At 37.9% G+C, this 23,834-nt stretch carries 24 protein-coding genes; 7 read left to right on the top strand and 17 right to left on the bottom strand.

What is annotated here, in order from left to right; genetic code table 11:
• Nucleotides 1–85: 85 nt before the first annotated feature.
• Both GXK58_RS06420 and GXK58_RS06425 read right to left on the bottom strand, forming a co-directional pair.
• Complete coding sequence (locus tag GXK58_RS06420) at nt 86–910, bottom strand: DUF2935 domain-containing protein (RefSeq protein ID WP_160720999.1); 825 nt, start codon at nt 908–910, stop codon at nt 86–88.
• 108 nt (nt 911–1,018) lie between these two features.
• Entirely contained in the window at nt 1,019–1,753 is a 735-nt protein-coding gene (locus tag GXK58_RS06425) for a polysaccharide deacetylase family protein (RefSeq protein ID WP_160721001.1), read from the bottom strand.
• A gap of 143 nt (nt 1,754–1,896) precedes the next feature.
• Here GXK58_RS06425 and GXK58_RS06430 point away from each other — a divergent pair, with 143 nt between their 5' ends.
• The 3 genes from GXK58_RS06430 to GXK58_RS06440 all read left to right on the top strand — a co-directional run bounded on the left by GXK58_RS06430 (nt 1,897) and on the right by GXK58_RS06440 (nt 4,565).
• A complete protein-coding gene (locus tag GXK58_RS06430; protein ID WP_160721003.1) occupies nt 1,897–2,685 on the top strand; it encodes a Cof-type HAD-IIB family hydrolase in 789 nt (262 codons plus the stop codon).
• Between the two features lie 197 nt (nt 2,686–2,882).
• The gene (locus GXK58_RS06435; RefSeq protein ID WP_160721004.1) at nt 2,883–3,935 is read left to right on the top strand and encodes a MerR family transcriptional regulator; all 1,053 of its coding nucleotides are present in this window, start codon (nt 2,883–2,885) and stop codon (nt 3,933–3,935) included.
• 102 nt (nt 3,936–4,037) lie between these two features.
• Nucleotides 4,038–4,565 carry a MerR family transcriptional regulator gene (locus GXK58_RS06440; protein WP_160721006.1) on the top strand — a complete coding sequence of 176 codons (528 nt, stop codon included), beginning with the start codon at nt 4,038–4,040 and terminating at the stop codon, nt 4,563–4,565.
• A gap of 38 nt (nt 4,566–4,603) precedes the next feature.
• Here GXK58_RS06440 and GXK58_RS06445 read toward each other — a convergent pair whose 3' ends face one another.
• The 4 genes from GXK58_RS06445 to GXK58_RS06460 form a co-directional block, all read right to left on the bottom strand.
• Nucleotides 4,604–5,599, bottom strand: a complete 996-nt coding sequence (locus GXK58_RS06445; RefSeq protein ID WP_160721007.1) for an acyltransferase family protein — start codon at nt 5,597–5,599, stop codon at nt 4,604–4,606.
• 289 nt (nt 5,600–5,888) lie between these two features.
• A complete protein-coding gene (locus tag GXK58_RS06450; protein ID WP_160721008.1) occupies nt 5,889–7,139 on the bottom strand; it encodes a DHH family phosphoesterase in 1,251 nt (416 codons plus the stop codon).
• 194 nt (nt 7,140–7,333) lie between these two features.
• On the bottom strand, nt 7,334–7,813 hold the full coding sequence (locus GXK58_RS06455; RefSeq protein ID WP_237389586.1) for a nitroreductase family protein: 480 nt from the start codon (nt 7,811–7,813) through the stop codon (nt 7,334–7,336).
• A 72-nt stretch (nt 7,814–7,885) separates the two neighbouring features.
• The gene (locus GXK58_RS06460; protein ID WP_237389587.1) at nt 7,886–8,572 is read right to left on the bottom strand and encodes a M50 family metallopeptidase; all 687 of its coding nucleotides are present in this window, start codon (nt 8,570–8,572) and stop codon (nt 7,886–7,888) included.
• 209 nt (nt 8,573–8,781) lie between these two features.
• Between GXK58_RS06460 and GXK58_RS06465 the strand changes: the two genes are divergently transcribed.
• Together GXK58_RS06465 and GXK58_RS06470 are read left to right on the top strand one after the other, a co-directional pair.
• Nucleotides 8,782–9,906, top strand: a complete 1,125-nt coding sequence (locus GXK58_RS06465) for an ABC transporter ATP-binding protein (protein WP_160721013.1) — start codon at nt 8,782–8,784, stop codon at nt 9,904–9,906.
• Nucleotides 9,906–11,462, top strand: a complete 1,557-nt coding sequence (locus GXK58_RS06470) for an ABC transporter permease/substrate-binding protein (RefSeq protein WP_160721014.1) — start codon at nt 9,906–9,908, stop codon at nt 11,460–11,462. Before GXK58_RS06465 ends, GXK58_RS06470 begins: the two co-directional genes overlap by 1 nt.
• A 50-nt stretch (nt 11,463–11,512) precedes the next feature.
• Here the strand turns inward: GXK58_RS06470 and GXK58_RS06475 are convergent, their stop codons facing one another.
• Complete coding sequence (locus tag GXK58_RS06475; RefSeq protein ID WP_160721015.1) at nt 11,513–12,130, bottom strand: TrkA C-terminal domain-containing protein; 618 nt, start codon at nt 12,128–12,130, stop codon at nt 11,513–11,515.
• A 150-nt stretch (nt 12,131–12,280) separates the two neighbouring features.
• Here GXK58_RS06475 and GXK58_RS06480 point away from each other — a divergent pair, with 150 nt between their 5' ends.
• Nucleotides 12,281–12,847 carry a membrane-spanning protein gene (locus GXK58_RS06480; RefSeq protein WP_160721017.1) on the top strand — a complete coding sequence of 189 codons (567 nt, stop codon included), beginning with the start codon at nt 12,281–12,283 and terminating at the stop codon, nt 12,845–12,847.
• A gap of 14 nt (nt 12,848–12,861) precedes the next feature.
• The gene (locus GXK58_RS06485; RefSeq protein WP_160721018.1) at nt 12,862–13,446 is read left to right on the top strand and encodes a hypothetical protein; all 585 of its coding nucleotides are present in this window, start codon (nt 12,862–12,864) and stop codon (nt 13,444–13,446) included.
• 22 nt (nt 13,447–13,468) lie between these two features.
• Here GXK58_RS06485 and GXK58_RS06490 read toward each other — a convergent pair whose 3' ends face one another.
• The 10 genes from GXK58_RS06490 to GXK58_RS06530 form a co-directional block, all read right to left on the bottom strand.
• Nucleotides 13,469–14,830, bottom strand: a complete 1,362-nt coding sequence (locus GXK58_RS06490) for an aspartate kinase (protein ID WP_160721020.1) — start codon at nt 14,828–14,830, stop codon at nt 13,469–13,471.
• 191 nt (nt 14,831–15,021) lie between these two features.
• The gene (locus tag GXK58_RS06495; RefSeq protein ID WP_160721021.1) at nt 15,022–15,636 is read right to left on the bottom strand and encodes an NUDIX hydrolase; all 615 of its coding nucleotides are present in this window, start codon (nt 15,634–15,636) and stop codon (nt 15,022–15,024) included.
• 109 nt (nt 15,637–15,745) lie between these two features.
• Nucleotides 15,746–16,900, bottom strand: a complete 1,155-nt coding sequence (locus tag GXK58_RS06500; protein ID WP_160721023.1) for a homogentisate 1,2-dioxygenase — start codon at nt 16,898–16,900, stop codon at nt 15,746–15,748.
• Complete coding sequence (locus GXK58_RS06505; protein WP_160721024.1) at nt 16,900–17,832, bottom strand: fumarylacetoacetate hydrolase family protein; 933 nt, start codon at nt 17,830–17,832, stop codon at nt 16,900–16,902. The genes GXK58_RS06500 and GXK58_RS06505 overlap by 1 nt, the downstream gene beginning before the upstream one ends.
• Nucleotides 17,833–17,866: 34 nt before the next feature.
• Nucleotides 17,867–18,982, bottom strand: a complete 1,116-nt coding sequence (hppD, locus tag GXK58_RS06510; protein WP_160721026.1) for a 4-hydroxyphenylpyruvate dioxygenase — start codon at nt 18,980–18,982, stop codon at nt 17,867–17,869.
• A gap of 241 nt (nt 18,983–19,223) precedes the next feature.
• On the bottom strand, nt 19,224–20,018 hold the full coding sequence (locus GXK58_RS06515; protein ID WP_160721027.1) for an ABC transporter ATP-binding protein: 795 nt from the start codon (nt 20,016–20,018) through the stop codon (nt 19,224–19,226).
• Entirely contained in the window at nt 19,993–21,024 is a 1,032-nt protein-coding gene (locus GXK58_RS06520; protein WP_160721029.1) for an ABC transporter permease, read from the bottom strand. The genes GXK58_RS06515 and GXK58_RS06520 overlap by 26 nt, the downstream gene beginning before the upstream one ends.
• Nucleotides 21,025–21,155: 131 nt before the next feature.
• Nucleotides 21,156–22,154 carry an ABC transporter substrate-binding protein gene (locus tag GXK58_RS06525; protein ID WP_160721030.1) on the bottom strand — a complete coding sequence of 333 codons (999 nt, stop codon included), beginning with the start codon at nt 22,152–22,154 and terminating at the stop codon, nt 21,156–21,158.
• Nucleotides 22,155–22,407: 253 nt separating this feature from the next.
• A complete protein-coding gene (locus GXK58_RS27485; protein WP_272928126.1) occupies nt 22,408–22,536 on the bottom strand; it encodes a hypothetical protein in 129 nt (42 codons plus the stop codon).
• Between the two features lie 96 nt (nt 22,537–22,632).
• Nucleotides 22,633–23,793, bottom strand: a complete 1,161-nt coding sequence (locus GXK58_RS06530) for a cation:proton antiporter (protein ID WP_160721032.1) — start codon at nt 23,791–23,793, stop codon at nt 22,633–22,635.
• Between the last annotated feature and the right edge of the window lie 41 nt (nt 23,794–23,834).

Here is a 23,834-nt window from a genome sequence, read left to right on the forward strand (position 1 = left end):
CGACTATATTTTCTTTATTATAGCGAGTTTTGATTACACACAAGTTTCTCCTTGTTTACAATGTAGTTTCATCCTCAGTTTTTAGCTAGCCAAAGGAGGGTTTGCGCAAGGAGCAATGAACACTTTCGGCCTGAAGTTCGGGAGCGAACTCAGCTAATTTTTTAATAAAATAACAAGTTTCAGGGAAATGGTGTTCAAGGAATCTGAGCGTTGTTTTATTTAATAGTCTATCTCCTTTATATTTATCTACCACAGAACGGATATATAGATTCATTTCAATTACTGTTCTTCCTACATCCAAAGCCAGTTCTTTTTGACGCGGAAACCCCTGTTCAGTAAATCGTAAAAAACCTTTTATATGATGATTTTGCAATATGAACATATTAAACCTCTGTGCATATAAATCTGTTTGTCTTTCAACTGTTAATTCAATCGGATCGACCAGATTCCTAAGTAAGATAATATGACCAAGCTGATCCTCCAGCCATAAATCCAACAGTTGATCCAGCCTAAGCGGCACTGCCTGCTGACCATTAACAAGGTAAGATAAGATCCGTAAATATTCCTGGTTTTCATTGAGTGTGCCATTCAAATAGGTTGGTGAAAGGTTCAGGTTTATTTCGTTCTTAATTCTTAAATTCTGCAATCGACCTTCAAAACGGAAGTATTCGTAGGCAGTTGAATAGGCTTGTTTAGCAAATTCGATCATTTCATTCGTAGAATAACTTAATTCTGAATCTAGTTGTTTAAGACGGTCCAATATTCTTTGGAAGGATTGATTAAACCCTTCGGCAATTGATATTTCATTCCTCTCTGTTACGGAAAGGTGGTCTCGTACAAAAATAGCATGATCCTGAAGAATTTCAAGCCAAAATAAGTGCTCCTCCCAAAGATTGATGGTACCTGACATCCCAATCCCCCCTCTATAAGAGGATATTCGCACCGAACTAAAATAGAAATCTTTATAGATTTTTTCAACATCAAAAACAGCTGCCTCCACATCAACCAGCTATTACTATTAATTGACTTCGACTATTTTGGCAAACTCATCGATGGAAGTAGAATACTTAACATAGGTACGAGGGAGCAAATATTGTTCATCCCTTATCCCGGTTGAAACAAAGGGTCCAGGTGTAGTCGTTAGTCCGAACAGATAATACTTTTTTGTCTCTGCAATTACTTCCCGATTAGTGTTTCCATATGGGTAAGCAAGAGCGATGACCTGTCTTCCTGTTATCCGCTTTATTTTGTCTTGAGAATTCTTTAGTTCGTAACTCAAATCAGCCGATTTAGTTAAATCAGGATGGGTCGCCGTATGCGACTGAATCGAAATGAGCCCTGAGTCAGACATTTGTTTAATTTCCTCACTTGAAAGTCGATTTTTTCTGCCAATGAAGTCAGAAATGACAAATATCGTTCCTTTCGGTTTAAACGACCTAGTCTGTAGTTTTTGAAAAATCGAAAACACCGTTAAATTGTTCTTGTAGCCATCATCAAAAGTAATAAATATGGGCTTTTTTACCTTGCTTACTTCCTGCCATTGTTCAAATGTTAATAACGTAAAACCGTGTTCTCGTAAATATATCATTTGATTTTCAAAGTTTTCCGGAGTCACATAAAGCTCCTTGGAACCAGTACCCGAATAGTCCGCAATCGAATGATAAATAAGCATCGGTACCCTCTCTTCGGCACTTACCATATTTGGGAGAGGCAAAACGGCAAAACCTATCCACAAAATAAGAAGTCTAATCATCTATATTCCTCCCCTTTTTCATATTTAAAAGATTCTAGATTACTTTTTCCCATTGCCTATTTAGACATACGGTAAAGGAAGGATGATTTCCCATTTCAAAAAGTGGTAAACTATTCATAACTATGAAAAAAAGGAGCAGCACGATGACAAAGTACGAAGTATTATTCTTAGATATTGACGGGACACTCGTCACACCAGATAACAAAATTCAAGAGTCAACAAAATCAGCTGTTGCCCAGGTTCAAGCCAAGGGAATCGAAGTCTTTTTAGCAACCGGAAGACCGCTGCATGAAATCCACGATTTAGCATCACAATTAAACATCCGATCTTTTATCGGATATAACGGAGCCTATGCGATTTATAAAGGGAAAGATATCTTTCAGGAACCGATTGAAAAGTCCATTGTAAAACGTTACATCGACATTGCTCATCATCACAGCCATGATGCGGTTTTTTATACAGATAAAGAAAATCTATTTACAGACCTTGATGCCTCGTTGATCCAAAATTTTATTAACGTTTTCAACTTCCGTAATAATAAAATTTATACCCCAGAGGTGAATCAGGAAATTTTAGGAATAACCATGATTAATCTAAAACCCGAGGATGTATCTCTTTATGAAAGTGAGCATGGGATCCATTTATCCCAAGTGAATGTTGAAGGACTGAGATCCTGCTATGATGTCATCAGAAATAAAATCCATAAGGGCTATGGGATTGAAATGTTATTAAAACACCTTGACATAAAAAAAGAACAATCAATCGCCTTTGGGGATGGGATGAATGATAAGGAAATGCTCCAGGCTGTTGGGGAAAGTTTCGCGATGGGGAACGGGCATCCTGATATTTTCCAATTTGCTAAATATAAAACAACAGAAGTTACAAACTCGGGCATATTTAATGGATTAAAAATGCTCGGTTTAGTTGAATAAACCAAAAAGTGCAGGATTTCATTATAAAATCCTGCACTTTTTTTATGCCTCATTTTGCAAAAAATTGTTGGTATTTCGTGATTTCGGTCTTGTTTTGAGAGCTTTTGTCAAGCGGCAGGAAAAGTATATACCCTATGGTGAATATCTAGTAAATGACAAAAAAATTTCCTATATAAATAGAGAGAGGAATGGATTTTATGAAAAGCTATACTTTAAAAGAAGTTTCTAAAAAAATAAATGTATCTCCTGGAACATTACGAAAATGGGAAGAGGATTTTGAGGATTTACTTGACATTCCCCGTACAAAACAAGGAGCCAGAATATATACAGATATTGAGATTGAATTATTGTTAGAGATTAAACAGATGACGGACAAAAAGTTGGGTAAAGACGCTTTCAACAGAGAAAAGCAATCAAAAGAAGCTATTCCTCCTGAACCTGAAATTACATTAGAAACCACTTTCGAAGAAGCTGAATTTCCTCCTGAGCCAAAGATTACATTAGGAACTACAATTGAAGAAGCTGAATTTCCCCCTGAGCCTAAGATCACATTAGAAACCACTATCGAAGAAGCAATGGCACTTAATAAGGACCTTCAGATTGATTTTGAAAGTTCAGCACCTTTAGAACCTGATCTCTCATTAGAAATCATTTCAGACGAGTCTATTTCTCGTGCGCCGGCCGCAGAGAGCTCTATGAAAAGTACGGAACTTTTATTCGAAGTAATGGAGAACTATAAAGAAACATTTCTAAGTGAAGTGAAGAATGAAATTAGAAGTGTTGTTCGTAAAGAGGTATTGGATGAGGTTCGAAAAGAAATCTCAAAAGGTACATTTGTAACTGTAAAATCGATTTCAGATTCTATTTATAAATCAACAGAACACACCAAGGCAGAAATCCGAGGCTTATCAGATTCTGTAGAAAAAGCTTCCGAAGAAACGTCAGACTCATTGAAACAACTCTCAAACAAGGTCACACACGCTTCATTAGAAACGTCTGAGGAAATTTTTTCACTCTCAAAGCAGCTGTCTGAGACGTCTGAAGAACTCTCCCATTATGTAGATGTAACAAATAATGAAATCACAAGTTTAACTGAAGCAATTGCAGAAGAACGAGAATTGTTAATCGAGGAACGGAATCACTACCGTCAAGAAGTAACTCAGCGAGAAGTAGCCTTTCAACAAATGTTAACCAATTTCAGAGATGTAGCTGCAGGAAAAGAAAAGAAATGGTGGAAATTCTGGGCCTAATCCAAATTTCTTCTATTGTTATGTTCCTTTGTTCTTTCAGAATTTTCTTATCTCTTTGTCACTCTTGGTTTTTAGCTTATTCTATGATTAGGGGGAATCGGCATGAATACTAGTGAAGTAGCCAAATTATTGGGGGTATCTGCGAGTACGATCCAGCGATGGGTAAAACAACTTGAGCTGCCAATGGAAAAAAATGAACGAGGCCATTATCATTTCAGCAGCGAAGATATTCAACAATTAAGAGAGATTCACGAAAAACTTCAAGCCGGGACACTTCTGCATGAGATCAGCCCAGTAGGTGAGAAAAAAAGCGTGCGCAAAGGGACGGTTAATGCTGTTGTAAATGATAAAGCCATTGAAAAATTATCTGCAAAAGTACGGGAATTGGAGCTAAGCTTACATGATAAGGCTGATTCCGTTACCTCCTATCAACTGCTTCAGCATCGAAGAGAAATAGAGGAGTTACAAGAGCAGGTTAAGACATTAACCCAACAAGTTCAACTGCTTCAAAGCCAGTTGAACGAACTAAACTTACCAGTAAAAAATGATCAGCCAATCGTCATTGAACATAAAGAAGTGAAAAGAAAAAAGAAAAATTTCATAAGCAGTCTTTTGCTTTTAATAAAATAAAAAGTCGAACGCAGACGATGCGTTCGACTTTTCTATCGTTATCCGGTTTTCACCTTTAACTCAACCAGCGGGCGTGTATATTTCTTTATGAAGTAGCTCCCTAGGATTTGGCAAATGAACAAGGACAAGAAGAACAATAAAATGTAATTACTTGACAGGAACTCTAAACTTTCATCTGGTACCATGACCGGTATCAACTTAATAATAAACCCATGAAATAAATAAACATATAATGTTCTTTCACCAATTTTAGTCAGCTTATACTGAGTGGATGGAATCAATGCTAAAAAGCCAAACACAACAACTAATGTAAGCACATATTGTATCATTCGTACAATGCCGTCTGACCATTCCATGCCTCCCATATTAGCATAAGAGGTATCCCCTAACAACCAAGGGACAGCATCCTTAGGAAAACCTAAACCAAAGAATAACATGGTAGCAATAATGATAATTATTCCGATAGGAAGTGAAAACTTGGCTCGGATTAACCTCCTTAACTGATTCCCATTGAGTAAAAAGCCTAGTAAAAAATAGGGAAAGAATACAAAGGTTCTCGAAAGGCTTAAGAAACTGCCAGCATCATTTACATAGCCAATACCTATGCCAATCATAATTGCAATAGCAAATCCAAGCCATTTCATATTTGCAAAAGCATATAATAATAAATTCCAGAAAAATAAACTTAACAAAAACCATAACGACCAATGTGGATGCAAGAAGTCAATTGCGAATTTATCCTCTTGGCCAATTAAGTAATAATACACAGAATAAATCATCTGGAAGATAAAATAAGGGACTAAAATCTTTTTTACTGACTTCATAAAGTAGCCCTTCTTTTTATATCCTTTTGCAAAGTAACCTGAGATCAAAATAAATGCGGGCATATGGAACAAGAAAATCACAGTATATAAAGTGAAAAGTATCCCATTCTGTTCCTTAATCGGACTTATCATATGCCCAAAAACGACAAGAAAAATAAGAATAAATTTGGCATTATCGAAAAATTTACTCCTTTTTGAAGTTGCGGACATTTAATCACCTCGGTCAATTTTTCGCTCAAAAAGGTATTTTAATATGTTTTCACTGAACATTATAATCCGAAACGTAAAACTTTCAATACAGTGAAGAAAATTTTAGACAAATCTCCTTATATCAAGGATAACATAAAAATATTACAGCAATATGTATATGATTTTACCAACTGTTTCATTGAAATAACAATTCTAAAATAACAATACCATCTTCCTATGAATAATTTACCAGATAATCCTTAACAAATCCTTAAGCCGATAAAAAGAACTTAGGGGAGCCCCTAAGTTCTTATACATTCATAATATCAACAAAATGGTTACTTATCGTCTCATTATAGTTTTCCTTCAATTCCTCGACTGGAAGCTTGAGAAAAGCTGACAGCTGTTTTAAATATTCATTATCAAAACGAAGCCATGAAGCATAATTTCTTTTCAGGGCCCGCTCAGCTTCAATAAAACTGGAATATAGGGGGGCTTCTCTTTCTCCTTTATGAACAATATAATAAGTTCCATCCCCTGTTGGGACAATAAAGGATATCTCACCATTATGATTTTGATAACTGGTGCCCACCGCAGATTCCTTTACGTTATATTCATTACGGTCGGTGTCTGGCTTTAAGGGATTGACTCCAAAAACCTCAACAACAAAGGTCTGAAACGCCTCTTTAGACAAATCCGCTCCTGATGCCTTCGGATGTCCCCCGCCACCATAACTTTGCGCAAATTCAGCTGCATTTACTTCATCATGAATCGTTCGAAATCCCATTTTCTTTCCGCTTATATTTAAAAGTACAATCATATCTAGATGAGGATAAATATTATTTAAAGCATTCCCTAACTCAGACAAATATTGTTCAGCATGAACGATTCCTATACAATAATCACCTGCAAATGTCTGAATCATCTGCCTGCTCTTAGAGTGAATATACCGATTAATCTTTTGTTCTTCAAGGTCAAGGATCATATTTTCCGTATCTGTCAGGGTAAAAGATTCTTTATTTTCCGTTAGCCGTTTCAACATTTCTTCTTCAAATTGTTCCCTGTTCAATATGTAAAATAAATCATTTAATCGTTTAGCTGTTACATTATTATTTTCATCCCACTCCCATGTATCATACTGCCGGACCAAATCAATGAATTCCTCCAGGGCAGGATTTCTTTCGAGCTTTTTTTGTTCAATTAAATAATCATAAAATAACGAAGTTGCACAGGTTTTTTTCCCATTTTCATACTCTGTAATAACTCTTCCCCATTTGTATTCATTAAAATGAAGTGCAGTCACGTGATGATCAATCATTTGCACAGGTCTACCTTGCTGATACCGTTTTTCAAGCATTTCTTCAACCGACTGATTTACGGCTAAATCAGTGATTATAATTTCCTCCTGGTGATTACCCGGATGATTAATTACCATTTCTACGCGTTGATTTAAATTGCGATAAGAACAGTAATAAACATTTGCCTGATCTCCGAATGCCAGCTTTGCAATTAGGCCGCATCCTAAGCCGTCTAAATCAATATCCGTAAAAAGTCTTACCATTCATGACACCATCCAATCTTTTTTTCCATAAACATTAGTTTGGTTTGGATGTACATTCCTATTCAACACCTTGTACATCTTTAACCATTTATTATCTATTTGCTAAATATATCCTAAATGAAAAATAAAATCGATTATTTTTTTTATTAATCCATAAAAATAAAATCCAGTCATTTTTCAGACTGGATTTTGTTTTATGGTAATTTCTTTATTTTTTCAGCAATAGGCTTTCGAGGTTTTGGATCTGGTATTAATTCTGGATATCCTACAGCTAAAACTCCTATGACACTATATTCATCTGAAACTCCAAGAATTTCTTTGCTCCGATCTGAAGCCCCGATTGATGACCAAAACGTGCCTACCCCTTCCACCCAGGCGGCTAAATTAAAATTTTGAATAAAGCAGGCGGTCGCCCAAGCATTTTCTTCCGTTTCTGTCTGCGTTGCACCATTCTTCGAAAGGATTGCCATGACTACAGGGGCATTTCCAAAATTCGTCTTATGGTTTAGTTTCTCTCTCGTATCCTTCCCTAAAAAATAGACTTCCCATGGTTCCGTCATACGATGATTTGGTGCCATCGCTGCTGCCTCAAGCCAAGTTATTAGGGATTCTTCCTTTATCTCAGTAGGTTTAAACTTTTTTATATTGCGGCGGGTTCTGATTACCTCTAACATTTTCCCCATCCCTCCATTTATTCTTAATTTTTTTAAATGGACTTACCAATAAGTAAGTCCGTGATTTGTTATTTAGATACCTAGTTTATAATTTCCTTTCTTTAATCCGTAATAACAAAACCAGAGTGCTTGCACGAAAAAGAAAAGCCCCCATAACGGTGCAGGAATAACCCCTGTTAACCTTGCAAGATTCGCTGCATCCCCTGCAGCTTGCGGCTGCATGAGGCTAATCGACAATATTTCATATGCACTTTGAACGGAGTCGACAAGGAGAATGGCTGCTATTAATAATAATAGATGATTCCTTATGGTCTCATTCCCTTTAATAAGTAAGAACAGAAAAGTGAGTGCAAAGGAGAGAAGCCAGAATATCCCGTAAGGATTGCGCACCCAAAAAATCAGGTTTAAAAAAATAAAAGCTAATAAAATATCAATCAGTATCGTCCCCCTTTTTCTCCTTAATAACCAAAAAGACAAAAAGGCCATAAAGGATGCAAAGGTATAGCCTGCTAGACTTGTAAAGAAACTGCCAATCCAAGTTGATTGAGCACTCACCGTCGCTCCTTCAGAGTTCATGAACAAACTGATCGTTTCTACCTTTCCTCCTAAAAGAGCTATAAAAGCGTGACCAGTTTCATGAATCAACGTATTAATTATTCTTACATAGTTTCCTATAATCGGTATCTGTATTAATAAAAATGCTATGACAAGGAAAAGGAAAAATTTCATACTAAACTTGTCACGGACAAAATTCCTCAAGCCCATTCTCCTTTTTAATAACTTTTTATATTTATATTTTAGCATCCTTATAAGAAATATAGTAATTTTAGCTCATTTATCATCGTTTAATCTTTGAGAATACGGGTATTCTACTTGCTAACTAAATAAATTGGGTCGACAAACCAACAACTCATATGTTAACATTAAGTTGTTACTATATTGAACTAATAAATTGAGGGGGAATGAAATTGATAGAATTCAAGAATGTTGTAAAGAAATACCGAACAAAAACAATTATTAATCCATTTTCTTTAAATATTGAAGCCGGCCAGTTAGTCGTCTTTATAGGGCCGAGTGGCTGCGGTAAAACCACTTTACTAAAAATGATTAATAAGCTTATCCAGCCTACGTCCGGAAAGATTTTTGTAAATGGAACGGATATCACCACCATGAATCCCATTGAACTCCGCCGCAATATTGGCTACGTTATTCAAAACACCGGTCTATTCCCACATATGTCAATTAAAGAAAATTTAGAACTAATTCCAAACCTAAAGGGTGAAGATCCCGCCGCAATTGAGAAGAAAACCAATGAATTGCTGGAATTGGTTGGTTTAGACCCAAAAGAATATATACATCGTTATCCAAAGGAATTAAGCGGCGGGCAGCAGCAAAGAGTCGGGGTTGCCAGGGCTTTTTCTACAAATTCAGATATTATCCTCATGGATGAACCATTTAGTGCTCTTGACCCTGTTACAAGAAGCTCCCTCCAGGATGAACTATTCCAAATGCAAAAGGAATTGAACAAAACGATTATTTTCGTTACCCATGATATGGATGAAGCGATTAAAATAGCCGACAAGATTTGTATTTTAAAAGATGGAGATATTCTTCAATATGACACACCGGAAAATATTCTTAAAAATCCTGCTAATGAATTTGTTGAAGGATTTATTGGAAAAAGAAGAGTTTGGAATAATCCTGAGTTGTTAATGGCCGAGGATATCATGATTCAAAATCCTGTTAAGATTACCTCTATGCGTACGGTGTTGCAGGCTATTGAGGTAATGAAGGATCATAAGGTCGATAGTTTAATGGTGACAGATAAAAACAATGTCCTTAAGGGGCTTGTAACGTTAAAAAGCATTCAATTATTGAATCGGAATACGTCTATTGAGATGGTCATGGAGCACAATGTCCAATCTGTTTCACAGGATGCCAATTTAATCTCAGTTTTGGCCACAATGAACGAACACAAAATTGGATATTTGCCTGTTGTGAACAGTATTGGCCAATTAACAGGTTTAATCACAAGAAGTAGTATTTTATCTGCGTTAAGCAGTCAGTTAATTGATTTGGAGGTGGCATTTTAATGAGTGGATTTTGGAATTATCTTACAGGTAACTTTGATCAAATCCTGAGTTTACTAGGAGAACATGTATATTTAAGTATCGTTTCTGTTTTAATTGCGATCATTATTGGTATCCCACTAGGTATTTTAATATCAAATGAACCAAAACTTTCAAAGCCGATTATCGGGACAGCAAATGTCATTCAAGCCATTCCAAGTTTAGCATTACTTGGATTTATCATTCCATTTATTGGTATTGGCAGTACCCCGGCAATTGTGATGGTTGTTCTTTATTCCCTTTTGCCGATTGTGAAAAATACTTACACTGGATTAACCAATATTGATCGAGACATTCTGGAAGCTGCCAAAGGCATCGGTCTGACCAAGGGTCAAACAATGAAAAAGGTTCAGTTACCACTAGCCTTCCCGATGATTATGGCGGGTATCAGAATTTCCGCAGTTACAGCAGTTGGTTTAATGACCATTGCAGCGTTCGTAGGGGCGGGCGGTCTTGGTTATCTTGTCTTCTCCGGTGTGCAAACCGTTGATAATCATATGATCTTAGCAGGAGCAATTCCAGCCTGTATTTTAGCCCTGTTAATTGACTTTGTTGTCGGAAAGCTCGAAACAAGACTTTCCTATACAAGTAAGCAGCAGCATACTTCTAAACCAAAAAAGAAGGCTAAAAAGTGGGTTATAACTACTGCAGCGATTATGGTTATCGCAGCTGGTGGATTAAAAGTATACTCCACTGCTAACGCTGAAGATAAAATTGTCATTGGTTCAAAAAATTTCAGTGAACAATTGATCTTAGGTAATATGCTCGCAGACGTAATTGAAAATAAGACAGATATACAAGTAGATAGAAAACTTAACCTTGGCGGTTCACAAGTAGCATTCAGCGCATTAAAATCAGGTGATATTGACGTTTATGTAGAATACACAGGCACAGGTTTAGTTAATATTTTAAAACAGCCTCCTGAAAGTGATTCAGACAAGGTTTATGATTATGTAAAAAAGGAATTTAAGCAAAAATACGGAATCGATTTATTACAGCCACTGGGATTTAATAATACCTACGCATTGGCCGTTCGACAAGACACGGCCAAACAATATGGGATCGAAACCATTTCAGATTTATCAAAGGTTAGTAATGGTTTAATTATGGGACCAACGATCGAATTTCCAAACCGTGCAGATGGATTAATCGGACTTTCAAAAACTTATAATTTAGCATTTAAGGATGTTAAAGCCATCGATGGCGGTTTACGTTACACGGCCTTAAAAAACCATAAAAGTGATGTTATTGATGCCTTTTCAACGGATGGTTTACTTCAAGCTTTTAACTTAAAGGTGTTAAAGGACGACAAGCAGTTTTTCCCTCCGTATTATGCGGTGCCGATTGTAAAAGAGGAAACGTTGAAAGAACATCCCGAACTGAAAAAAGCACTTAATAGCTTATCAGGAAAACTAACGGATGAAAAAATGAGGGAACTCAACTATAAGGTTGACAGCCTTAAACAATCACCTGCAAAGGTTGCGAAAGACTTTTTAGAAGAAGAGGGATTATTAGATTAATGTAGAAAAGCCGGTCATACGACCGGCTTTTTTGTGCATGCTTTTAGTGCCTAATCCTCTAAGAAATGAACGACCCTGTCGTATGTCTCATCATCCCCGATTACAAGTAAGACATCCCCCTCAAGAATTAGCGCATACGGTCCGGGTGAGATGACCAATTCCCCTTTACGCTTCATCCCTATCACCGTCCCTCCTGTATTCTGCCAAAATTTCACTTCTGAAATCGTTTTTCCAATATGACTGCAGCCCGGAAAAATCTCGACTTCAATAGGCGCTAATGGATTCGTGTGCCTTAGCTTCCCAGAGTAGTCCATGATTTTTCTCAATGTATCAAAAAGCTCCTCATCGAGCCTATTTCTTTCCGTAATGAGGCCGTTCATTTGTTTCTCCAGATCCTTAATACTTGCTAAATTGGAAAAACGGTGAATATATTTATAAGCATTTTCTCTTGATGAGATGACGATCCCACTACCTTTTGTGGATTGGACAATCTCTACATCTTCAAGTATTTTTATGGCTCTTCGGACCGTTTCCGGAGAGACCTTATATTCACTTGCAAGGGTGGACCTGCCATGTATCTTTTCCCCTACTTTAAACTTTCCATCGTAGATCCGATTTGCTAAGTCTATGGCTATCCGTTCATATGTTGGAATTTGCGCCTTTTGCATTGAAAACATCACCAATTTTCATCTCTAATAATTTTATTCTGCATTATTACTATACCGTTTCTTCTTCCCGTTTGCGAGTTGAACCATACCTTTATTTTTTATTACTTTTGGACATAATTGAAAGGAATGGTTTTACTATGAGGTGAACGGATGAAAAAGAAGGTTATTATTAGTTTAAGTATTTTGTTTTGTCTGGGAATGAGCGGATTGTTTATTTATTATCTTATAAAACATGACCATACAAGATGGCAGGTAGCCTTAGGAGGTATTTTAGTCAGTCTGCTGCCTCTCTGTTTATTAAAGATGAGAAAAAATCCATTTAATGTTTCTATTATTACCGGTTATTATTTATTCTTATTTTGTTCCTTATATTTAGGCTCCATCTCAAGCTTTTATTTACACTTAAAATGGTGGGATTCCACTCTTCACTTTTTTAAGGGAATGTATATTGGGTTTGTGGCAATAAGCCTTTTTAAATATTGGATACCCCCACCAGCAAGAAGCAGCGTTTCCTTTGGGATTATATTTTTGTTTATTCTTTCATTAGCCGTTTTTTCAAGTGTTCTTTGGGAGATTTATGAGTTTGTCGGTGATCTTACCCTTACCCATACGATGCAAAGAGGCGGCAATAAGGATACCATGTATGATCTTATATGCGGCTTCGCAGGCGGACTTATAACCGCCGTTTTAGCTATGTTTAGAAAAAGAAGTCTTTAAATAGAGGTGCATCGATGAAAAGAAAACTTGTCATGGTCATTAGTCTATTATATGTCGTATTCATGGTCATTTTAGCAGTGTATTATCGTAATATTGGTGAATCCTTTAAATCTACCGTGGCGATGGGTGGGATTGTTTGCGGAGCAGTCCCGCTTGTATTAGCCCTGTTTACAAAGCTTCAATTTAACCTTCCCATCGTTTTTTCTTATATCATTTTCTTGATCGGTTCACAATATTTGGGTTCTATATTAGGCTGGTATGGTCTTGGATGGTGGGATACCTTTATGCATTTCGTCAGCGGTGCCATCATTGCTTTTGCAGGCATTGCCTTATATGAAAGGCTCATTCACAGGGATGCAGGGTATGAAATTTCTCCATGGTTTGTGTTCCTATTTACCGCTTCGTTTGCCGCTTTTGGAGGGGTTTTATGGGAGGTCTATGAGTTTAGCTGCGACCAATTTTTTAAGATGACCCTCCAAGGTGGAGGAAATAAAGATACGATGACAGATTTAATTGCAGATACGATTGGTGGACTTGCGATCGCTGTATGGGCCTTCATCCGAACAAAAATAAAATTAAAAAAGGTACGCACTATTTAACGTACCTTTTTTCCACCTTCAATCAAACTGTTACTGGAGCAAAAAACTCCTCATAAAGAGCCTGTACAGCCCGCTTTTCATCTACTTCTTTAACCCCAAACATCATACTAACCTCAGATGAACCTTGGTTAATCATTTCAATATTAACGCTTGCCTTAGCGAGTGCCTTAGAAGCTCTTGCCATCGTACCGACATTATGCCGCATGCCTTCCCCAACTACCATAATAAGAGCAAGACTGTGGGCTATTTTCACTTCATCCGCATGCAGTTCATTTTTGATCCTGCTAATGACTTCATCTAAGATGTTATCATTAAATTGATTTTCTCTTAAAATAACCGATACATCATCTATTCCTGATGGTGTATGTTCATAAGATAGTCCATAATCCTCTAATACTCCTAACAGCTTGCGACCGAAACCGATTTCCCGGTTCATTAAGTATTTGCTGACATAAATACTGCAGAATCCTTTATCACTAGCAATGCCTATAACAGGTCCATTTGTATTGTCACGCTGATTCACAATCAGCGTTCCAGGCGCCGCCGGGTTATTTGTATTCTTAATATTTACAGGAATTCCTGCTCTAAAGGCTGGAACCAAGGCTTCGTCATGCAGCACAGTAAATCCGGCATACGAAAGTTCACGCATTTCCCGGTATGTTAATTCTTTAATTTCTTTTGGTTTTTTTACAATTGATGGATTAACTGAATAGACCGCATCCACATCGGTAAAGTTCTCATATAAGTCTGCTTTTAAAGCATTGGCAAGAATGGACCCGGTAATATCTGAACCGCTCCTTGAGAAGGTGAACACCTCTCCACTTTCACTATAACCGAAAAATCCTGGGAAAATTAAAATACCGGACTTTTCATTCAAAGAGTATAATCTGTCATAGGATTCAGGTAAGGCTTGTGCATTTCCTGGTTCATCGCTTACTAGAAGACCAGCCTCTTTAGGATCGATATAATGTGCCTCTACTCCCTTGGATTGAAAATAGGCAGCAACCAACTTTGCATTATTATCTTCACCGCTAGCTTTTAACAAGTCGATAAACCGATCTGGTTTCGTTTTGTCACTAGCAATTCTGGATAATAAATCATCATGAATTTCACGGATGACGCTCTCTGAAAGCGTTAATTCCTCTGCAATCGCTGAATATCTTTCAAGTACGGAATTAATCTTTTCCATCGGATCTTGGTTTTGCAGACTGTATTCCGCACATTCAATCAATAAATCTGTTACCTTTGTATCATCAGAATATCTCTTACCCGGAGCTGATACCACAACAACCTTACGTTCAGGATCAGCAGTGACTATTTTGAATACTTTCTCTAGCTGTTGTCCGGAAGCTAAAGAGGATCCGCCAAACTTTACTACCTTCATGATACATCCCCTACTCTATAAAAATATAATTTTAATTTTATTACAATTTAGAAAATAATCAAGAGTTTTTCCCATGTATAACAGACAATCGTCCTTCCAAAAAGGACAATTGTCTTTTTATAATAAACAAAAACGTAAGCTAGACACTGTTTGATCGCTTTATCTCTTTTTTAAAATAGTAACATAACGGCTCATCGAATAATCTCAATGAAATGAGCCAAAATCCTAGCTGTCAGCCCCCAAATTGCTTTATCACCATAGCGATAAAAATATTCTTCCATTGATCTAGCGCGCCAGTTATATTTTTCACCACCCGGGATTAAATCGAACGGAAAATTTTCCTCGGGCTCCATTTTCATTGCGACTCGATGAATTTCTGGCTCATTATGGATTAAGTATGACAAGGGAACGGTGAAGATTTCTCCAACCTCTGAAGGGTTGGGCTGTATTTTTCCAATGTCGTTAATGTAACCCATATAAGGAAAGATCATCATTCCGAAAGGGGAAATCATATAATCTAAAGGATAGACACTTGTAATATCATGTTTATTTAACCCCAGCTCTTCCATGGTCTCACGAATTGCCGCATCTTCTTCATCCACATCCTGTGCGTCGATTCTGCCACCCGGAAAACAGATCTCCCCAGGCTGCCTTCTTAATTCCATTGAACGCACTTCAAATAAAACATGGATGCCATCCTCCTTTTCTAATAAAGGCACCAGTACAGCATACCTCGAATATCTTTCACTGCCCAAAATCTTTGGAGTATGACTTTTTAATTTGGCTAAAACGGAATCTAAATCCATAATTTCACCTCACTTTATATCTATTAGAAAATACGTATAATACTACAATACCACTTTTTCCAAATGAAAAAAAACAACCCAACCGGAATCGTTGGATTGTTTGGCCAATTTATTTATACCATGAATACATATAGGCAGGATCCTCAATGTCCTGCACCGCCTCGACAATACTTAATGGATGAAAGGTGTCAATCATGACAGCAAGTTCCAACGTCTCTTTTTTCCCAATACTTGCTTCTACCTTCCCGGGGTGCGGTCCATGCGGAATTCCTCCCGGATGTAGTGTCATCGATCCCTCTTGGACTCCATTTCGGCTCATAAAGCTGCCTTTTACATAGTAGAGGAGTTCATCACTATTTACATTGCTATGGTAATATGGGGCTGGTATTGCATCAGGATGATAATCAAACAGCCTTGGAACGAATGAACAAACAACAAAATTATTACCCTCAAAAGTTTGGTGGACCGGCGGCGGCTGGTGGACTCTACCTGTTATAGGCTCAAAATCCTCAATATTGAATGCAAAAGGATATAGATAACCGTCCCATCCTTCCACATCAAATGGATGATGACCCAGAATATGAGAGGAAATCACACCTCTCGACTTTGTTAGAATCTCAAATTCCCCTTTTAGTGCTATCGTATCCAATGTTTCTGGCCCCCGAATATCCCTCTCACAAAAGGGGCTATGCTCCAAGAGCTGCCCATACTCATTTCGATATCGCCTAGGTGTGGTAATCTGACTAAACGATTCAATAAACAGGATTTTAGTCATCTCCTGTTCATTAGGAATGATGCGATATATAGTCCCAATCGGGACAATTAAATAGTCACCTTCGCGATAGGAGATGGTACCGAACATGGTCTCGAGCTTTCCGGAACCATAATGAATGAATAACAATTCATCACCCTCACCATTACGGTAGAAACTTGACATTGGTTCGGTAACGTTTGCTGTTCCAATTAGTAAATCCTGATTTCCCATTAAATACGTTCTTGCTTTCAGTGCGTCTCCCTCACGATGGATCTTACTAGTAAAAAAGTGACGGTGTTTTATTTCCTGCTGTTCCTCATATTCTGGCAAATAACTGCCCACTAATTTTGAGCTAATTACTTCCGTTGGCATATGGTGATGGTACAAAATGGACTGTGTTCCTGAGAATCCGCGCGTTCCCATTACCTGTTCCCGGAAGAGGCTCCCATCAGTCTTTTTAAACATCGTATGCCGTTTATGAGGGATTTTTCCCATTTGACGATAGTACATTATATCGCCTCTTTTCCATCAATTACGGTATTCTTTAAAGTGCCTAGATGATCAATCTCCAGTTCTACTTGATCACCTGGTTCGAGCCAAGCGTGTACCTCAGGGCCAAGCTCTAGAATACAGCCTGTTCCAACGGTTCCAGAGCCAATCAATTCACCTGGATAAAGGGTTACCCCCTGTGAAGCCCTTGAAATCATCTCTGTAAAGGAATAATAAATATCCTTCATATTCCCCTCTGAGAGCAAATTTCCGTTCACACGAGCCTTCATAGAGAGATTAATCCTGCCATCTTTCTTAAGCGGTTCTAGTTCATCACTCGTGACAATCCACGGACCGATCGTGGTGGAGAAATCCTTTCCCTTAGCCGGACCTAGGCCCACCTTCATTTCTTCTCGCTGCAGGTCCCTTGCACTCCAGTCATTTAAAATACAATATCCGAAAATATATTCCTCTGCTTTTTCCGGAGGGATATCCCTGCCTTTCTTTCCAATAATACAAGCAATTTCGAGTTCGTAATCGAGGGCATAGCAATTTTTTGGCCTCACGATTTTATGCTCTGGCCCGCTAATCGCCAGGTGATTGGAAAAATAAAATACCGGAATCTTATACCATTCTGGTACTACTTGCAGCCCCCGCTTTTCCCGCGCCTTCCTCACATGCTGCTCAAACGCATAAAAATCCCGAAAACTTCTCGGATTAGGAAGCGGTGCTTTTAAACGAAGCTCTTTTAATGGATAAACTCCCTTGTTACCCGGAAGCAGACACATCCTTTTTGCCAGCTTCAAATTATCACTGCTATTTTCTAAAAATTGTAATAGATTGTCAGGAAGCCGACCGCCGGTAGCCTCACACATGTCCACTGCATGATTTTCATCTATTAACCATCCTGCACTAATCTTTCCGCCGCTTCTTTCAAAAGTGATAAACTTCACTCGAGCTCTCCCATCTGGATTATTGACCTATTTTTTAGAGGTTGCCGCGTCGTTCTTGTTCACGCTCAATCGATTCAAACAGCGCTTTAAAGTTCCCTTCGCCAAAGCCCCGGGCGCCTTTACGTTGGATGATTTCGATAAATAACGTTGGACGGTCAACAATAGGTTTAGTGAAAATCTGCAGTAAGTACCCCTCATCATCCCTATCTACTAAGATATTAAGCTCGCGAAGCTTTTCTATCTCTTCATCTATTTTTCCTATCCGCTCCGCCAATGACTCATAATAAGTGTCTGGTGTTTTAAGGAAGTCCACGCCATTTTTTTTCAACGTCGTTACAGTCGAAACAATATCTTCCGTTAAAACGGCCAAATGCTGTACTCCCGGACCATTGTTGAACTCTAGAAATTCCTGAATTTGTGATTTTCGCTTTCCTTCGGCTGGTTCATTAATCGGGAACTTGATCCGTCCGCCATTATGCATGACCTTAGACATAAGTGCAGAGTATTCCGTAGTAATATCTTTATCGGAAAAATGTTTCATTTCAATGAAGCCCATGACCTTTGAATAATATTCTACCCATTCCTCCATCCGTTCGACGTTGCCAACTACATGGTCGATTCCAATTAAACCAGCATCTTCAATCGGCAAGTCAGCAGAAAAAGGTACATACCCTGGTAAAAACGCTCCTTGATACTGTTTACGTTCAATTAATGTATGAACCGTATCCCCATAGGTCCCGATAACAGCCTTTTTAACCACCCCAAACGTATCCTTTATTTCATGCGGAGCTGCAAGCGCAATGGCACCTCTATTAACCGCTTCTCCAAACGCCTTTTCCACGTCATCTACTAGTAGTGCTACATCCTTTACGCCATCTCCATGTTTTTTGACAAACTGTGCAACTTTACTGTCTTCTGTATAGGAACCCGTCAATACAATCCGAAGATTTCGTTGTTTTATACAATAGGAAGCGGTTTCACGATTGCCGGTTTCAAGACCTGAGTACGCAACAGGCTGGAAGCCGTATGCAGTACAAAAAAAGTGACAGGCTTGTTTTGCATTACCTGTATAGATTTCAATAAAATCGACATCACGTACCGGAAAAAAATCATTGGCCAGCTTCTCTGCTCTTACTCTCTTATCCTTCATCAAATGCCCCCCATTTCTCGATGAATACAGATGATACTGATTCTATTTTAATGGAAGCAGTTTTGTCCCCTCAAGAGTTAGAAGTAAAGCAATAACGCTTTTAGGCAGTAAAGAATGATGCTTAAATAACTCATTTATTTTCCGAAAAGAACAAAAAACACACCTTTATAAAGGCATGTTTTCACTGTTTATGAACCTGATATAAAACACTTGTCTAAAAATGTAAAAAACTTTTTTGATATTATCCAAGAATGGCCCGGTCACTAGCCATTTGCGTACCGCGAATTCGTTTAAATTCGCTTAACAATCCTTCAATTGTTAGTTTTTGTTTTTCCTCTTCGTTCACTTCTAAAATAATTTGACCCTTATCCATCATAATCAACCGGTTTCCAAGGTCGATCGCTTGCTGCATATTGTGTGTAACCATTAATGTGGTCAGATTATATTTAGCTACAATTTCTTTCGTTAAGTTTGTAATAAGCTCCGCACGTGAAGGATCAAGTGCAGCCGTATGTTCATCAAGCAGGAGAATTGAAGGCTCAGTGAAGGTAGCCATTAACAAGGACAATGCCTGCCGTTCACCACCTGAAAGCAATCCCACCTTTGCACTTAGACGGTTCTCTAATCCCAAATGCAGGGATTCAAGAACTTCACGGAAATATTCCCGTCTTTTTTTCGTGACTCCTTTACGCAGTGTTCTGGGTTTATTTCGTGAATAGGCCATTGCAAGATTCTCTTCAATCGTCATACTGGGAGCTGTGCCTGCCATCGGATCCTGGAACACACGTCCAATCATCCTTGAACGGTTGTACTCTGACATACTTGTCACATTTTTCCCGCCAATAAGAACTTCACCGACATCCGGAATTAAAACCCCTGAGATGATGTTCATTAATGTTGATTTCCCTGCCCCATTACTGCCAATAACGGTTACAAAATCACCTTGTTTTAGTGAGAGGTTCACATGATCAATCGCTATCTTCTCATCCGGTGTACTCTCATTGAAAATTTTATGAATCTGATTTAAGTGCAGCATGATTGTCCCCCTTCCCATTTGCGGAAGCTTGAATCAAGGTTAATCTCTCAGCTTTTCTTTTAGCTTTCCGTTTTTTCTCCTTCGAAGCATCGATGATCTTCGGTGCGGTTAGGGCAATAATAACAATAATTGCGGTAATTAACTTCATATCCCCAGGGCTCATGAATTCCGCTCGCAGTGCCAAAGTCACGACGATACGATAAATAATAGATCCCCCAATAACAGCAAGGGTTGTTCTTGCAATTGTTTTTGTACCAAAAAGTGCCTCACCAATTATAACTGATGCTAAACCAATAACAATCATTCCAATTCCCATTCCAACATCGGCAAATCCACCTTGTTGTGCAATGAGTGCTCCTGAGAAGGCCACTAAGGCATTTGAAAGACCCAGTCCGATAACAACTAGAATATTTGTATTTGCCGAAAAACTGCGAATCATTCTTTTATTATCGCCAGTAGCCCTAATTGCAAGACCAATTTCAGTTCGCAAGAATAGATCGGTTAAAAATTTGATTACGAATGTCACGATGATCATAAAAATTAATATTCCCCATGTTTCAGGCAGGCTGTCACCGAGTCCAACCATCGTTAGGATTTGATTGAAAAATGCATCAATTCCCGATTTTTCAAATAGATCTCCGATTTTTGTAAAGGCTGTATCCGTATTTAGTAAAGGAATATTAGAACGGCCCATAATCCGTAAATTAATAGAATATAAGGCAATCATCATTAAAATACCGGAAAGTAAGTTATTAATTTTTCCGAACGTATGCAGCAGACCTGTCATACACCCAGCAGCAAACCCGGCAAATAATGCCGTAATTGTCGCTATAAAAGGGTTTACTCCATTTGCGATTAGTACTGCTGAAATAGCGGCCCCTGTAACAAAACTTCCATCCACCGTTAAATCTGGAAAATCCAGAATACGAAAGGAAAGATAGACGCCCAGTGCCATAATCGCATAGATGATGCCAGCTTCAAACGATCCAAATATGGCTGTAAACATTTAGAACATCCTTTCTCCAAGTCAATTGCTCACAAAATAAATTTATAAGTCCCGACGCTTAATTGTTTTGTAATAAATCAAGGAGTTAACCTCCGTAAAGGTTACCTCCTTGAAGAAACATTTTCTATCTATTATTTTCCTTCATAAAATTCGCCGAGTTTACTCCACTCTTCCTTAACTGTTAAGCCTTGAGCTTCAGCTGCTTTCTTATTAATCACTAGTTTTAAGCTCTTTGGAAGCTCAACTGGGATGTCAGAAGTCTTTTTCTTTCCGGATAAAATGTCTGCAGCCATAACTCCAGATTGATAACCAAGATCATAGTAACTAAAACCACTAGCTGCTACAGCCCCTTTTTTCATTGAATCAAGTTCTCCAACGAAAAGAGGAATTTTCTTACTATTGGCTACAGCAATAACAGAATCAAGAGCGGTAACAACCGTATTGTCAGTAGGTATGTAAATGGCATCGACACGGCCAACTAATGACTCAGCTGCTTGTTTCACTTCTGAAGTATTTGACACTGAAGCTTCAATGAGCTTAGCCCCTTTTTCCTCAACGAGTTTCTTTACTTCTTTTACTTGAACCTCTGAATTCTGTTCACCTGAATTAAAAATCACACCAACATTTTTGGCTTTTACTTCTTCTGTAATAAAGCTAATTGTTTTCTTTGTGGCATCAGGATGGTTATCAGTGGTACCTGTAATATTATTACCTGGTTTATCAAAAGATTCAACAAACCCCGCTCCGACTGGATCCGTTACTGATGTAAAAATAATAGGAATTTCTTTGGTAGCATTTAAAGCTGCAGTTGCACTTGGTGTAGCATTTGCAAAAATTAAATCTACTTTATCACCCACAAAATTATCAGCGATCGTTTGTGTATTATTCATATCTGCCTGTGCATTTTGCTCGTCAAACTTAACCTTTAAGCCCTTATCCTCAAGCGCTTTCTTAAATCCTTCCGTTGCAGCATCTAAGGACGGGTGTGGTGCAAACTGAGAAATACCAACCGTAAATTCCTTTTCAGCCCCTGACTTTTCCGAACTTCCTGAAGATTCCTTAGAGCCGCATCCTGCTAACAGTAACATTCCTGCTAACGCAATCGAGACTGCCTTTACCTTTCTTTTCATGAACATGTTCCCCCAATTTTCTAACTATTTTTTATATATTAAAAATTATTATTATTCTAGTATCTTTTTTAGATAAAAGCAATAGAAAATACAAAAATATTTTTTTGCTTTAAAGGAGCGAACCCTTAAAGTATGAATCATGCAAGAGTTAGCAATGTTTTATACATAATTTTTCTTTGCTAAAAAGAAAAAATACCCTCTATCTAGTAGAAGGTATTTTTATGTTGTAATATTATTTTATTTTGTTATTTTCTTACCAGTTACGGGTATTTTCAAGAAGTTGGTCAATCTCCACATTTTTCACTTTATTATTGTTTTTCTCAGATGTTAGATCTGATGTGGCTTCTAGTAGTTTGTCGATATCAATTAATTGGATTCCCATATCTAACCTCCATTGAGCTTTTGTTATTATTAATCTACTAAACCTTTCGAGCATGTAATGGAAATTATGGGGGTGGTATTTATAAATATTTATTTTCTAAGCAGTTATTTTTACTTTTTTTTGACTTTCACGATAGTTAAAAAAGTATTTCATCATTGGAGGTGTCACTATGGTAGTAACAAGCACAACGATTACTAAGATGGCGAAAAGTTCTTGGCTTATGAGCTTACTCTCTAAACCAAGCGCAGCAATTATTAAGGCCACTTCTCCTCTTGACACCATTGCCGCACCAATTCCAAGCGAACTGCTCCATGAGAATTTTGCCAGTTTGGCACCTGCCGCAGCTCCAATTAATTTGGTTAGGATGGCAAGAATACTTAGAGCGATGATGGTATCCAAATGTTGTGATAGTCCTTCAAAGCTCGCTTTTACGCCAATGGAAGTAAAAAATACAGGTACAAAAATCGAATAACCAATTGTTTCTACCTTGTTAAAGACTTCCTTTTTAAAATTCGTTAAACTTATGGCCACTCCTGCAATATAAGCCCCAATAATGGCAGCAACTCCGGTTAATTCTGCCATGTAAGCAAATAAAAAGCAAATGATTAATGCGCCAGAAATCACGGACTCGGTAACCTTTAATTTGGCAAATCTTTTTAGTACCCATGGGACTAACTTCCATGAGGCAAGTAACGCTCCTGCAAAAAAGAGAATCTTTTTAACGATGACCATGCTCAAATTTATCTCTCCGCCTGCCATGCTCATTAAAAAGGCAAGTGCAATAATGACAACCACATCATCGATAACAGCTGCACCTAAAATGGCTGTTCCTTCTTTTGACTGCATTTTATCTAATTCTTTAAGTGCCTGGACAGAAATACTTACACTTGTAGCTGAGAGTAATAAACCTAAAAACGATGCTTCGAAGGTGGACATATCCATAATGATCCCGGCTATATATCCAACAAAAAAGGGAACAATGATTCCACTCATTCCTACTAAGGCAGAAGCTTTCCCCGACCTTTTAAATTCATCCACATCCGTTTCCAAACCTGCTATGAACATTAATAAAATAACACCAATTTGGCTTAATTCTTCTAAGGTTTTGGTTTCTGAAATAATGCCTAACATTGCCGGACCTAAAATAATACCGACAAGCAGTTTTCCTAAAACGGACGGCTGGCCTAATTTAACACTTAGATCCCCTGCTATTTTGCTGGCAAATAAAATGATCGCTAATTCGAAAATTAATTCCATCGAATCATCCCTTTCTTTTTAGAAAATAAAAAAGAGTCTGT

The sequence above is a fragment of the Bacillus sp. USDA818B3_A genome (assembly GCF_009928415.1).
Classification (GTDB): domain Bacteria; phylum Bacillota; class Bacilli; order Bacillales; family Cytobacillaceae; genus Neobacillus.